This is a genomic window from Mucilaginibacter sp. SMC90 (assembly GCF_022811725.1).
In the GTDB taxonomy this organism is placed as follows: Bacteria; Bacteroidota; Bacteroidia; order Sphingobacteriales; family Sphingobacteriaceae; genus Mucilaginibacter.
On the sequence record NZ_CP094527.1, the window covers coordinates 7,635,622 to 7,649,654 of the forward strand.

General features: G+C 42.7%; 12 protein-coding genes. 7 read left to right on the plus strand and 5 right to left on the minus strand.

Annotated features, from left to right (window positions below; translation table 11 throughout):
* Positions 1 to 271 precede the first annotated feature (271 nt).
* The 3 genes from MTO98_RS31930 to MTO98_RS31940 all read left to right on the plus strand — a co-directional run bounded on the left by MTO98_RS31930 (position 272) and on the right by MTO98_RS31940 (position 3,976).
* Positions 272 to 511, plus strand: a complete 240-nt coding sequence (locus tag MTO98_RS31930; RefSeq protein WP_243483490.1) for a hypothetical protein — start codon at positions 272 to 274, stop codon at positions 509 to 511.
* Positions 512 to 602: 91 nt separating this feature from the next.
* Positions 603 to 2,567, plus strand: coding sequence for a hypothetical protein (locus tag MTO98_RS31935; RefSeq protein WP_243483492.1), 1,965 nt, complete (start codon positions 603 to 605; stop codon positions 2,565 to 2,567).
* An 11-nt stretch (positions 2,568 to 2,578) separates the two neighbouring features.
* Positions 2,579 to 3,976, plus strand: a complete 1,398-nt coding sequence (locus MTO98_RS31940; RefSeq protein WP_243483494.1) for a hypothetical protein — start codon at positions 2,579 to 2,581, stop codon at positions 3,974 to 3,976.
* Between the two features lie 364 nt (positions 3,977 to 4,340).
* Here MTO98_RS31940 and MTO98_RS31945 read toward each other — a convergent pair whose 3' ends face one another.
* The 4 genes from MTO98_RS31945 to MTO98_RS31960 all read right to left on the minus strand — a co-directional run bounded on the left by MTO98_RS31945 (position 4,341) and on the right by MTO98_RS31960 (position 10,276).
* Positions 4,341 to 8,075: an ATP-binding protein gene (locus MTO98_RS31945; protein WP_243483495.1), complete on the minus strand. Its 3,735-nt coding sequence runs from the start codon at positions 8,073 to 8,075 to the stop codon at positions 4,341 to 4,343.
* Positions 8,076 to 8,158: 83 nt separating this feature from the next.
* Positions 8,159 to 9,046, minus strand: coding sequence for an ACP S-malonyltransferase (fabD, locus tag MTO98_RS31950; RefSeq protein ID WP_243483497.1), 888 nt, complete (start codon positions 9,044 to 9,046; stop codon positions 8,159 to 8,161).
* A gap of 162 nt (positions 9,047 to 9,208) precedes the next feature.
* A complete protein-coding gene (gene folE, locus MTO98_RS31955; protein WP_243483499.1) occupies positions 9,209 to 9,850 on the minus strand; it encodes a GTP cyclohydrolase I FolE in 642 nt (213 codons plus the stop codon).
* Positions 9,851 to 9,859: 9 nt separating this feature from the next.
* Positions 9,860 to 10,276, minus strand: coding sequence for a 6-carboxytetrahydropterin synthase (locus tag MTO98_RS31960; protein WP_090534603.1), 417 nt, complete (start codon positions 10,274 to 10,276; stop codon positions 9,860 to 9,862).
* Positions 10,277 to 10,352: 76 nt separating this feature from the next.
* Here MTO98_RS31960 and mqnB point away from each other — a divergent pair, with 76 nt between their 5' ends.
* From mqnB to MTO98_RS31980, 4 genes are all read left to right on the plus strand, one after another.
* Positions 10,353 to 10,973, plus strand: coding sequence for a futalosine hydrolase (gene mqnB, locus MTO98_RS31965; RefSeq protein WP_243483501.1), 621 nt, complete (start codon positions 10,353 to 10,355; stop codon positions 10,971 to 10,973).
* Between the two features lie 13 nt (positions 10,974 to 10,986).
* Positions 10,987 to 11,856, plus strand: coding sequence for a menaquinone biosynthesis family protein (locus MTO98_RS31970; RefSeq protein ID WP_243483503.1), 870 nt, complete (start codon positions 10,987 to 10,989; stop codon positions 11,854 to 11,856).
* A 72-nt stretch (positions 11,857 to 11,928) separates the two neighbouring features.
* Positions 11,929 to 12,162 carry a hypothetical protein gene (locus MTO98_RS31975; RefSeq protein WP_243483506.1) on the plus strand — a complete coding sequence of 78 codons (234 nt, stop codon included), beginning with the start codon at positions 11,929 to 11,931 and terminating at the stop codon, positions 12,160 to 12,162.
* A complete protein-coding gene (locus MTO98_RS31980; protein ID WP_243483508.1) occupies positions 12,159 to 12,608 on the plus strand; it encodes a type II toxin-antitoxin system VapC family toxin in 450 nt (149 codons plus the stop codon). The genes MTO98_RS31975 and MTO98_RS31980 overlap by 4 nt, the downstream gene beginning before the upstream one ends.
* A 60-nt stretch (positions 12,609 to 12,668) precedes the next feature.
* Here the strand turns inward: MTO98_RS31980 and hflX are convergent, their stop codons facing one another.
* Positions 12,669 to 13,850: a GTPase HflX gene (hflX, locus tag MTO98_RS31985; RefSeq protein ID WP_243483510.1), complete on the minus strand. Its 1,182-nt coding sequence runs from the start codon at positions 13,848 to 13,850 to the stop codon at positions 12,669 to 12,671.
* Positions 13,851 to 14,033: the final 183 nt, after the last annotated feature.

The window sequence follows — 14,033 nt, forward strand, 5'->3', positions numbered from 1 at the left end:
TCTTCTACGTCTGGCTTTACAACTATACCTGTAAAAGCAGGACGTAGAAGATTTTTCGCTATCGCTCAAGAAATAATTTCCCCTCACTTTAACACACAAGCCACCCCTTGGCTCGTCGAAATGATATTTTTTCTATCAATGATAGGATTAAAAAGCTGTGTCCACACAATAGCAAAAAACAGGACAACAAATAATATATCCTATTTGAAAAATTGAATTAATTTGCTAATTTTCAGTGAATTAAACACGCAATATACCTAAGCCATTTTTTATGAAAAACATCGCATTAGCTATGTCTGGCGAAGGTTACCGGGCCCTCGCATTTTCGTTTGGCGCTTTATCCTATCCGAACAACGTAAGGTACGGAGACCACTATCTATTAAAAAACGTAACCTTCGTAAGTTCAACTTCGGGCAGCAGTATTACCCCTATTGCCTGCAGCGCAGCCTTGTGCCTGGGCCACGCTTTTTCGATGATCTATTACCTGCTACTCCATGCCACCGACGCCTAAAAAGGTTTCAGCCCTTTAATGACTTCGGCCGAAAAGCAACTATTAAAAGTTATCAATAAGCCATCTGCAACCACAATTAACCCCCAAGTATATGAGCTTACTCAACTACCCGCAGCCTTTTTACCGTAAGTTAAGAGGCTATGCTTTCGATCCTTCTTTTTCTTCTACGCTGGCCAAGCGCCAGGTTAACGAAGTGATCTACAAGATTAAATGGGAACCGACGGAGCCGGGGCCGCAGGGAGAATACGTAGAAGTGATTGATTATGACCCAACCAAACAGTGTTATTACGCAGCGCTTTCGCTGGAAGAGCCCTTTGTTTTAGCCGATTATGGGATGGCCCTTTCCGAAGGCGACCCACGCTTTCACCAGCAGCAGGTTTACGCAGTGGTCATGAGCGTAATCAGCCAGTTTGAAAAAGCCCTTGGCCGAAAGATCATATGGTCAAAAATTGGGAAGCTTACAGGAAAAGGCAGTTCACGAACAGAGTATGACCATCGGTTTATCCAGCGGCTTCGCATTTATCCGCATGCCATGCGCCAGCAAAATGCTTTTTATTCGCCGGAAAAGAATGCCCTGCTGTTCGGTTATTTCCAGGCCTCCAATAACTGGGATGGTAATAATGTACCCGGCGGCGCTATCTTTACCTGCCTCTCGCCGGATATCGTTGCCCACGAAACCACCCACGCCATCCTGCACAGTATCCACCCCTACCTTACTCATGATACCAATTTGGATATGCTGGCTTTCCATGAAGGTTTTGCAGATATTATTGCCTTGCTGCAGCGTTTTACCTTCCGTTCGATAGTGGAGGATCAGATCCGTAGCTCCCGGGGCGATATGCTTTCGCCCGAAAGCATGCTTGGCGACCTTGCTATCCAGTTTGGGCAGGCCGTATCTTCTAACCGTCGCGCGCTGCGCAGTTTCCTGGTTGGTATGGAACCCGACCCTGCCAAATTCCATACCGTTACCGAGCCCCACACCCGCGGCGGCTTACTGGTGGCCGCAGTCTTTGACGCTTTCGCCCGGCTTTATAAATACCGCGTTGCTGATCTTCTCCGCCTGGCTTCAAACGGCACAGGCATCCTGGCATCCGGCGAGATTGACCCCGACCTGGTGAAGCGCCTCTCTAACGAGGCCTGCGATATTGCCGGTAAACTGATGCAGATCTGCATTCGCGCATTGGATTACTGTCCTCCTGCCGATCTGACCTTTGGCGACTATCTGCGCGCCCTGATCACTGCGGATGTGGAATATAACCCGGATGATGAAGAGGGCCTGCGCTTCGCCCTGATGGAATCTTTCCGCCGCTGGGGCATTATCCCCCAGGAGGTCAATACTTTCTCTGTAGAGGCGCTAAAATGGAAGTCGCCCGGCGATTATTTCGTGGATGATAACGATTTAAAGGCACTAATCGACAAGATCAAGTATACTTTCGATCCAACTTATGAAAAATCTCCTAACCCGCAACTCAACAAGGTGCTGAGCAGTATTGAACGTATTTTGAGGGAGAACGACCGCCACGCCATTTTCACCGAATCCCAGAATCTATCCGCAATTGTCCATCAATTCTTCGATCATAAAAAGGAGCCCGGGGTACCTGTTAATGAAAACCTGCTTGGCATGAATTTTAAGCCTATCACTTACAATTATATTGACACCGGCGCGGATGGCGTGGAAACTGAAAGACAACTAAAGGCAACCGGCCGGAATAAATTCCAGGTGTATAAATGCCGGCCGCAGATTTTGCCCAGTCCTGAATCAGGCAACAGCGTAAAAACTATGGTGATCATGTTCCTGCAAAAGGTATTTGTCGATCTGAAAGGCAGCCCCTACCAGGGCTTTTTCCCCAACGATCAATATGCCTTCCGCGGTGGAGCTTCCCTGATCATCGATATGGCCAATTACGAGATCAAATATGTGATCAAGAAAAGTGTCGGCAGTGCCGACCGGCTAATCCGCCAACTTGATTACGCAATTGCCAATATGCGTGATGCCGATAATAACGCCCTGCTGATGCAGGACGATGAACCCTTTGCAGCCTTACACATCCATTAAACCCCTTCACCATGCCTGCTACTGCCAATATCCGTATGTATAATCAGAACAATCTTGGAGATTGTTTCCTGATCAGGTTTACCTCCGGAGAGGAGGAAGCTTATTTGCTGATCGACTTCGGGTCATATGAGGGCACCAATGCCAAACGGGAAAAAGAGATAGCCGAAGATATCATGAAAACGATAGGTAATAAAAAACTAACTATCGTTCTTACCCATCAGCACAAGGACCACCTGAGCGGTTTCCTTACCGCCGGAGATATCCTGAAAGGCAAAAACAAGCCCGAGCGGGAGCTTTGGCTATCCTATCTGGACAGCGAAACCAGTAAAGAAGGCAATATAATCCGCTCCGCTACCGAAAAATACTGGAAAAAAAACGCAAAAACCGAACCGCTCCTCAAAAAGAACTTTGGCCATGTGCCTAAGGTTAAAAATATGATTAACCAGAAAAAAGGGTTTGATTTGTTTTCTGAAGGGCAAACCGGGGGCGCTGCCATCACTAAGCTTCTGGAAATTGCCGGCAAAAAGCCGCGCTTTCTTACCCCGGGCGATGCTTTCCTGATGCCGGGGATCAGCAAAGGGGTTAAAGTATATGTACTTGGCCCGCCCTTTGATAATAAGCAACTCACCAAAATGAACCCCGGCAAAGATGAAGCTGTGATTGGCCTTAATGCCATGGCCGAACTGGCCAATATGGACTTGTCAGGCAGCCTGATGCTTGACGCGCTTAATTCATTGGATACGCAAACTCCATTTGAAGAAAGCGACTTTCCTTTTAACCGCCGCTTTTTCGATACCGATCCCGCTAACCCTATTAAGGCCGCTTATGAAGATCCAGACAACGACTGGCGAAAGATAGAACACGATTGGCTCAGCGAGATAGGCCGTTTATCCCTTTATATGGATAAACTCACCAATAATACCAGCCTAGTTTTGGCCTTTGAACTTGTAGAATCCAAACGGGTATTGCTTTTTGTGGGCGATGCACAGATAGGCAACTGGCAAAGCTGGTTTAATATAAAATTCAAGAAAACTGCTGTTACCGGCGAAGACCTGCTGAAGCGAACTGTGCTTTACAAAGCAGGCCACCACTCAAGCCACAATGCCACTTTAAAACAGGGATTGGAGCTGATGAACGAAAAGGAGTTGGTTATTATGATCCCGGTTAACGAAAAGGTAAGTACCAAGTTTGGCTTTGCCATGCTTAAACCCGAAATGCTCCGTGGCTATCATCGCAAAAGCAAAGGCCGCGTATTGCGCGCCGATACCATTGAACAGGACGGCAGCAAGTTTCAGTTGGATTTCCCTTTTGCTACCCGCGCCGACCTTAAAGACCGGCTTACCATTCACCAGCCAAACAATACCGACCCTTACCTATGGATGGAGCTGACCGTAAAAGATGAAGATTGAAAGCATTGCCTTACTGATGTTTTATGGGTTGCTTAGAAATTGTTTAAAAATGACAGTTTTTGAATGTAGAGACGCATCACATGCGTCTTCCGAGTGCAATTTCCGACGGGATTAGGAGCCTTTTGAATCAGCTTGTCCGCCGGGAGACGCATGTGATGCGTCTCTACAAAAAACTTTCGATTCGTTTTTAAACAGCTTCTTAGAAACTGTTTAAAAATGAAAAAAATTGTAGAGCATAATTGCGTCTCCCGCATGACAAGCCTATTTCAAAAGCGTCTCAACTGCCGTCAATTGCAAGCGGGAGACGCAATTATGCGTCTCTACATTCAAAAACTGTCGTTTTCAAACAGCCTCTTACTGATCATTAAGCAGCCGGTAAACTCAAATAAAATGTAGTACCTACGCTCATAGTTGTTTCAAACCATATTTTACCATTGGCGTTTTCAATGGAATTTTTGATGAATGCCAGGCCCAAACCCGTTCCCGAACTTTTGGTAGTAAAGTTTGGCTCAAAGATCTTTTCGCGCATTTCTTCAGGGATCCCGTTACCGTTATCCTTAATGGTAAGCAGGATGTTTTTACTGGTAACCAGGTAATTGATATCTATTACACATTTCCTGTCATGCGGGGTAGCTTCAATAGCATTTTTTAGCAGGTTATTGAAACAGCGCAATAGCTGGTCGCGGTCGGCATTGATAGTAAATGCGCTTTCAGGTTGCTGGTAAGCTATTTGTACGTTATCCATTTGCTTAAAAATGGTAACCGCCTGGTTCAGCATATCAAAAATATTGATCTGCTCAATACGGGTATCAGGCATTTTGGCAAAAGCCGAAAACTCTGACGCTATTGATGACAGGCTTTCAATCTGCTCGACAAAAGATTTGCTGAAACGTTCAAATTTTTGATCAAACTTAGGGTCTTTATCCTTCCATGATTTATCAAGCAGCTGTAAGCCCAGTTTTAGCGGCGTTAGCGGGTTTTTAATTTCATGGGCTACCTGTTTGGCCATTTCACGCCAGGCGCTTTCCCGTTCAGATTGTGCAAGCCGCTGGGCACTGTTTTCCAGTGCCGATATCATTTTATTATATTCCTTAACCAATGCCCCGATCTCATCATCGCGCGACCATTTAATATGTTCGTTCTTTTTACCGTAGATGGTTTTGCTAAGGCTTTGCTGTATAAAATTTAACGGTGCGGTTATCTGCCTGGCAATAATGATGGCAAACAAGCCTATCGCTATAAAAACAATAGCATACACGTTAATCATTACATTAAGCAATGAACTTATGCGCTCGCGATAATCTGTTTCATTACTAAAGTAAGGCAGCTGGATATAGGCCACAGTTTTATTTGATGAGGATAGGGTTATTGGGGCGTAAGCCGCCTTGTAACTCAAATCCCCTATTCTTTCGTCGTTAACAAACTCGGTTTTTTGCAGCTTGCTTAAAAAGATGAAAGCACGGGCATTCATTCGTTTTGCCACCAGGCCATTTTCATAAATTTTGGGCTGGGTGGTTAACAACGGCACGCCGTTGGTATCAAACACCGTAAGGTCTGTTGCATAAGTATTAGCAAGTTCATTAAAATGAACCTGGCTCTCTTCGCTTATATGCTCAACATATTGGGTAAAAAGGCCGTTTTCAAATGCCGAAGCTATACGGGTTATTTTATCCCTGATCATTTTTTCCTGCTGGGTGTGGTACTGGTTGCTGATGGATAAAAAGGTAATAAACCCTACAAGCACCAGGGTAACCACCACGGCAAGTATCATCGAGATCTGGATGCGTGTTTTATATAATACCTTATCAAAATTTATCCTGAAGTTTACCTTCAGCCCGTCTTCGGCTATGTTAAAGATCTTAATGCGGGCCCATGACCATTTTAAAGAGATGATCACCGCGCTGAATATCAGTATTACTACTAAAAAGAAGGTAAGCGACGTAACCGCATAATAAAGAGAGTTTTCCTCCCTGCTTACAACAATCAGGTTTCTTTCGCTTGGCCTGTATATCAGGTGATTGTAGGTTGTAAAACTTTCATACCAGGCGGTACTATGGTTTTGTGTTACTTTTTCGGTATACTTTTTAAGGTCTCCTTTAAACTCACTGTTATCAAGCGAATAAACATAAGTACCGCGCTGGCTCAGTAGTTTATTATCACTGTAAAAAGCATAAGAGTAATCTTTAAAATCATTTTCCGGACTTATGTTGCCATCAATAAGCAGCTCAGGAAAAGTGCCCGATAACTGAAGCGGCTTTGATTTAAGTTCGATAACAATGGTACCTAATTGCCTGTTGCCGGTATTTACAGGCAATATGGCAAAGTAATTCTGGTATCCGAACGATTCGTTTTCCCGGTAAAAATAGTCGGATACTTTAAATGAGCTGTATAGTACCAGGTCTTTAAACACGCTCAGTGCATAGTTTTTATCCGCCGATGTGGGCTCTTCACTGGCATTATATTCATGAACCTTAAACTCATACTTTGACAAGTAGCCATCAAAATAAAGCTTTTGAAAACGGGTTTTGAGATAATCGCCATTGTGCAGCCCGTTGGTAAAATAGCGCACTATAGCAGTATCCGTTATAATTTGATTCTCTACCTTTTTAAAAATGTAATCGGCAGTGGCATCGTCCGGAATTTCCAGTTTTTGAATCAGTGCTTTTCGGGTTTCATGCTCTTTCAGATCTTCAAAATGGTTAAGCTTAATGGCCGCTATAAGCGCACAAATAAATACTATACCTAAAAATGAAGTGGCAAAAAGCTCCCCTTTATAGTAAATGAAGTTATAGGCCCGTATCAATACGAGCAATGTCCATAAAATATAAAACAGCGTAAATTCGTGATAATACGCAAACACAACAGTAGTTATGGTAATTCCGAACAAAAGCAGGAATAACTGGTGCGTTTTCGGTACATTAAGCTTTAGGCATATTGTTAAAACGATTTCATTAAGGAGGTAAAATATCAAAAAGCTAAAACACAGCATCAGCACCCCTAACAGGCTAAAACCGGTTAGGCTGAGTACGTTGTTTACATCAAAATTGATTTTTGAATTAATAACCAGGCCGTAAAACAAACGCAATAGTGAAGTTGATACTATTATGAGCGTTAAAATGGATAGAACAACTATAAAATAGCCCAGGGCTTTGTTTTGTACATTGTTAAAAAACCTGTTCCGCTGCCTGTATACAAAGCCTGTAAACCAAAAAATAAACAGAATATTGACGCAAAAATCGCCCAGCGAAGGATAAACCAGGCTTGAGCCATAAAATATGGGATTGAAAATACTGAGCTTATACGTAAAATCGGGTAAATTATAATGCAGGTTAACAAACCTGAACAATGCGATGTACAACGCCAGAAATATGATGGACAATACCGCATACCCTTTAGATGCTACATAATTGCAAATATTATGCATCAGGATACAAAGCGTAATAGCTGTCAGTATCCAGAATGAAAGCTCATAATAAACAAAGTCATTATTGGTGCCGTTATTTTTAAGCTTTACCGAAAACAGGTAATTGTTGTCGCTGCTGTGAACCTCATAAACGTTGATATCTGTAAAGTTGGCTATATCAATGTTATCATCGTCAAGAAGGTCTTTAGCAAATTTATTTTGAAGATACTTGTTCTGAAAAGCATAATTGATCTTTACCGGAATAAAGAAAATAACAGAGAAATTCCCTTCTGTTTTTCGGAATGTTTCATAATACCCGTTAGGCTGATGAATAAATGAATAGCCCTCTTTAATGGCATTTGTACTATCGGGCAATACTTTGATGCCACTCCAAAAGCTTAGTTTATTATTTGTTAGGGTTATAAACCAGATGTTGTTTTGGGTAGTAAAATCTTCTATAGCATTAATAGCATCCTGCTCATTGTTGCGCAGGTTCATCATCTTTTCGAAGCGCCCGGTATCGCTAAGCTGCTTATTTATAAAAACTTCTTTATTATGAAGATTATTTTCCAGCACCCGGGCAGATTGCACAAGGCTGTTTACAGGCGTATATGTTTTTTGTACAATAGTGGCCGTAAGCAGCAAACTAAGCCCCAAAAGAGCAAGCAATAGGCGTATTTTTCCGGATGTAGTCAAGATGTTGCTATACTATGGATTTTTTGATTAATACATGCCTATAACAAAAATAAAAGCCACATGTTGTATGTGGCTTTTAAAAATTATTGCGGTAGTACTGCGCTTGCTGTTACAACGGTTTTATCAACCTTTTTAACAAGGCCTTGCAACACATTGCCCGGCCCTACTTCGGTAAATGATGTAGCGCCATCTTCAAGCATATGCATTACGGTTTGTGTCCACCTAACGGCACCGGTTAACTGGGCTATCAGGTTCTTTTTAATCAGCTCCGGATCTGTGTAAGGCTTGGCATCTATATTTTGATAGATAGGACATACAGGAGCTTTAATTTCGGTAGCAACAATAGCTGCTTCCAGTTCAACCCTTGCAGCTTCCATTAATGGCGAGTGAAACGCGCCGCCTACTTTTAGCTTCAAAGCGCGTTTGGCACCGGCTTCGGTCATTTTAATACAAGCCTCGTCAATACCGGCAATTGAACCCGATATTACCAGCTGACCGGGACAATTATAGTTTGCGGGTACAACCACTTCGCTTATACGCTCGCAAATATCTTCTACCGTAAAATCGTCCAGTCCTAAAATAGCAGCCATGGTTGATGGCTGTATTTCACAGGCTTTTTGCATAGCGTTGGCACGTGCTGCCACCAGGCGCAGGCCGTCTTCAAATGTTAAAGCTCCCGCAGCAACCAGGGCCGAAAACTCGCCCAACGAATGGCCGGCAACCATTTCAGGCTGAAAGTCATCACCCAAAACTGTAGCTAAAATAGTTGAGTGTAAGTAAATAGCCGGCTGGGTAACATTGGTTTGCACCAGGTCATCGGCGGTACCTTCAAACATCACATCGGTAATGCGAAAACCTAAGATCTGGTTAGCTTTTTCAAACAGATCGCGTGCTTTTTCTGACTGATCGTACAGGTCCTTGCCCATACCTGGAAACTGGGCACCCTGGCCCGGGAAAATATATGCTTTCATTGTTTTAGTTTATTGGTTGATTGAGTTGATTAGGTGAGTGGTTACTTGTTGGGTGAGTGGTTGATTGGGTTAAGTAGAGAATGGTTGCTTTTGGGGTGAACAATTGATTACGATAAAACCATTCGCCCAATCAACTACTCACTCAATCAACCATTCACCTAATCAACTGAGTTTAGACGAAATTAAATTCAAAAACTCTGTTCTTGTTTTTTCTTTCAGAAACTCGCCGGTAAAGGCCGATGTTGTGGTTACCGAGTTTTGCTTTTGCACGCCGCGCATACTCATGCACAGGTGACGGCATTCAATTACCACACCTACGCCATAAGGGTTAAGTGTTTGTTGGATACAATCACGGATCTCGTTGGTTAAACGTTCCTGTACCTGCAGGCGGCGGGCAAATACATCAACCACGCGGGGGATCTTGCTCAAACCCACCACATGCCCGTTAGGAATATAAGCCACGTGCGCCTTACCAAAAAAAGGCAGCATATGATGCTCGCACATTGAATATACTTCAATATCTTTCACTACCACCATCTGGCTGTACTCTTCCTTAAATTTGGCCGAGTTCAGGATCTCTTCGGCATTAAGCTCGTAACCGTGGGTTAAGTAAAGCATGGCTTTGGCTACACGCTCGGGGGTTTTTAATAAACCCTCACGTTCGGCATCTTCGCCTATTTGCTTCAATACGTTTTGATAATTACCCTTTAAACTATCAATCCGCTCCTGGTTGTAACGATCTATTTTGATGTAACCGCCGAAATCGTCGTCGTCGGTATCCTGGCTAAATTGTGAATCGCTCATCTTATAAAGTTAACCGCCAAAATACTCGGCAGAATTGTTTTCGGTTTCATACAGCTTAACCGAATGTAAAAACACACCCTCGTAAGCTTCAATAGGTCCCTTTAATTGATTAAAGATCTCAATGCAGAGCAATTCGGTCGATGCCATTTTGCCGGCCATAAAATCAACATCTTTATTGATGTTTTTATGGTCAAGCTTTTCAATAACATATTCGTTGATAATTATCTTCAGCTCTTTTAAATCGATAAGATAGCCGGTAGCGTGCGTGACCTCGCCTTTTACAGTTACAAACAGGTTGTAATTGTGACCATGCCAGTTTGGGTTGGCGCATTTGCCAAATACCTCAAAGTTTTTTTCAGCGCTCCATTCCTCACGGTACATCCGGTGAGCGGCATTAAAATGTTCCTTGCGCGTTATATGTATCATCATAACAAAAGTGGGTGCAAATATACAAAACAAAAACAGGTGAGTTGTTTTATATTAGCCGTCAAAATAATGCAATATGCTTATACTCATTGTTGCAGCTACCAAATTTGAGGTTGAACCATTGGTTAATGCCTTTGGCAGCAAGGTTGATGTACTGATAACCGGCGCGGGCATGGTGCCAACAGCCTTTTGCATGGCCCGGCAATTAAGCAACCATACTTATGATCTCGTGCTTAATTTGGGCATAGCAGGCAGTTTCGACCGAAATTTTCATTTAGGCGATGTGCTGGAGGTTACCGAAGATACCTTTGCCGAACTTGGCGCACAGGATGATGAGGCTTTTATCCCCATCGATACCCTTGGTTTTGGTGAAAGTGTTTTTACGCCCACAACATCGCTTGAGCAGGTTTATCCAAACTTTTTTTTGAAAAAGGCAAAGGCTATTACCGTTAATACAGTACATGGGCATGAGCCATCCATCCAAAAAGTACAGCAACGGTTAAACCCCCAACTGGAAAGCATGGAAGGCGCGGCCTTTTTTTACGCCTGCCGGCAGATGAACCTGCCATGCATGCAGATCAGAGCAGTGTCAAATTATGTTGAAAAACGCAACCGCGAGGCCTGGAACATTGGGTTGGCCATTAAAAATCTGAATACATTTGCCATCGACCTGGTTGGCCAGATCATTAACAGTTAATCTACTACCCCGTATGAAACTAACGCTCGGATTTTCGCCCTGCCCTAACGATACTTTTATTTTTGACGCCCTCATCCACCATAAAATTGACACAGAAGGCCTGGAGTTTGAAGTGTTTTATGATGATGTGGAAACGCTTAACCAAAAAGCCTTCCGCGGTGAGCTTGATATTACCAAGCTAAGCTACCACGCTTTTGCTTACGTTACCGATAAATATGTGCTGCTTGACTCAGGCAGTGCACTGGGATTTGGCGTAGGCCCCTTGTTGATTTCGGATTTGGAAATTTCGGTTCCGGATTTAGAGAAAAATCTGATCAACGATCCAAAATCAGGCACCCGCAACCCTTTGATCGGGATCCCGGGAAAATACACTACAGCCAATTTTTTATTAGGCCTCGCTTTTCCGGATGCTACCAATAAACAGGAACTCGTATTTTCAGAGATAGAAGATGCTTTGCTTGATAGCCGTGTAGACGTTGGCCTGATCATCCACGAAAACCGCTTCACTTACCAGGACAAAGGCCTCAAAAAGATCATCGACCTTGGCGATTACTGGGAAAAACGTACCGGCTGCGCCATTCCGCTGGGCGGTATTGTAGCCAACCGTAACTTACCGTTGGATGTTCAGCATAAAATAAACCGTGTGCTGCGTAAATCGGTTGAGTTTGCTTTTGCCAATCCCAAATCGGGCTTAGCGTTTATTAAACAGCATGCCCAGGAAATGAGTGAAGAAGTGATGTATAAACACATTGAGCTTTATGTAAACCAATACTCAGTTGAGTTGGGTAAAGAAGGCCGTAAAGCTATTAACCTGATGTTTGATACCGCTTTGGAGAAGGGAATTATACCGGAGATAAAGGATAGGATATTTTTGACTGATTGATCTGTATTTACATAAATATGTAAATACGCTCCTGTTATTTTGATTATATTTGTGTTGAAGGGAGGATAAAAAATGAAGTTTAAAATAGTCAAAACAGAAGAGCCCACAACACCTTATATTCCTGAAAACCCTAAAACTTATAGCATAGACGAAGTCTTAGCTACAGGAGGAGCTACTGCTTTTGCAAAAAAAATGGGAAAAAGCTTAAACGACTTTAAGGAAAAAATGGATTCATTTTCTTCGGATTCATTTTTAACGGACGAAGAACTAAAAAGTGCGTTGGAAGCACTTAATGCAAGTAAATGAACCTATTACTTGATACCAATATACTATTGTATTTAAGTAAAAACCCAAAACGGGTTTTAGGAAATATCCCTGTTGATTTTGATAATGATAGAGTTTATCTGTCCATAGTTTCAATAGGAGAACTTAAATCACTTGCATTTCAAAACAATTGGAGCATCGAGAGATGGGACGTTGTTAAAAATTTTTATGATTCTTGCAACGTATTGGAAGTCAATGAAAGTTTGATAAATGCATACTCCCAAATCGATGCTTATTCACAGCGGCGTAATCCGGGATATGATGAATACAGTTTTGCCACCCCACGTAACATGGGTAAAAACGATTTGTGGATAGCATCAACAGCTGCCCTCCTCGGGCTAACCTTAGTAACTACTGATAAAGATTTTGATCACCTGCACCAGGTTTTCATGGAGGTAAAACGCATTACGCCGGAAACTCTTGTATAAAATAAAAAAAGGACACACTTCAAAAATGCGTCCTTTTCTTTTATATAACCCGATCAATCATCAATACAACAACTGATCATACGGATACCTCTCGGTATGTATGGCTTTCACCTCGTCATATAACAAGGCCCTGAACTCATCCACATTTTCTTTTTTCGTTGCCGAAATAAATATGGCTGGTGCATTATTTTTTGCCATCCAGCTTTGTTTAAAGTCTTCCAGTGTTAGTGGTTCTTCTTGCGATACCTGGTGATCTTCGGGTTTAAATGCATCTATTTTGTTAAATACAGTGATGATGCGCTTGTCAATAGCGCCGATATCTTTCAGGGTTTCATTAACCGTACGGATCTGATCTTCAAAGTTAGGGTGCGAAATATCAACTACGTGGATCAGAATATCCGCCTCGCGGGTTTCATCCAATGTTGATTTAAAGCACTCCACCAAATGGTGAGGCAGCTTACGGATAAACCCTACCGTATCCGACATCAGGAAGGGCAGGTTTTCGATCACGACCTTCCTTACCGTAGTATCCAGTGTAGCAAACAGCTTATTCTCGGCAAACACTTCTGATTTGGCAATCATGTTCATGATTGTCGACTTGCCTACGTTGGTATAACCAACCAGGGCAGTACGTACCAGTTGATGACGGTTTTTGCGCTGGGTTTCGTTCTGCTTATCTATCTGTTTCAGTTTATCTTTTAACAGCGAGATCTTATTCAGGATCAAACGGCGGTCGGTTTCAATTTGCGACTCACCCGGCCCACGCATACCAATACCACCTTTCTGGCGTTCTAAGTGGGTCCAGAGGCGGGTAAGGCGGGGCAGCAGATATTGCAATTGAGCCAGTTCAACCTGGGTTTTGGCCTGGGCAGTTTGAGCGCGGCTTGCAAAAATATCCAGGATCAGGTTATTTCTATCAAGAATTTTAACCTGTAGTTCGTTCTCAATATTACGCAGTTGCGACGGCGAAAGGCCATCGTCAAAAATAACTATATCAATTTCTTCTTCCTTAACGTAAGCTTTAATGTCTTCCAGTTTACCGGAGCCAACAAAAGTTGCCCTGTCCGGGCGCTGCAGTTTTTGAGTAAAATGGGTAACTGTTAAAGCTCCGGCAGTGCTGGCCAGAAATTCAAGTTCTTCAAGGTGCTCTTTCTCAATCTCATCAGTTTCATTTGGTGTTATTACACCAACAAGTACAGCTTTTTCCTGCTTCACAGCAGTATCATAAAATTTTTGCTTCATTAATTACAATATATCAATCAAAGTGCCAATTAAATAAATGTACGTAAACGCCATCGCGAAACGAAATTTTAATGTCAAAATAACATGGCTCCGGCTATTTCGTGACAGAGGTGATATTTTTAATAAATAAAATGGCTAAAATATTTGCTTTTAAATATTACAGTTATTATTACTTTTGATTTG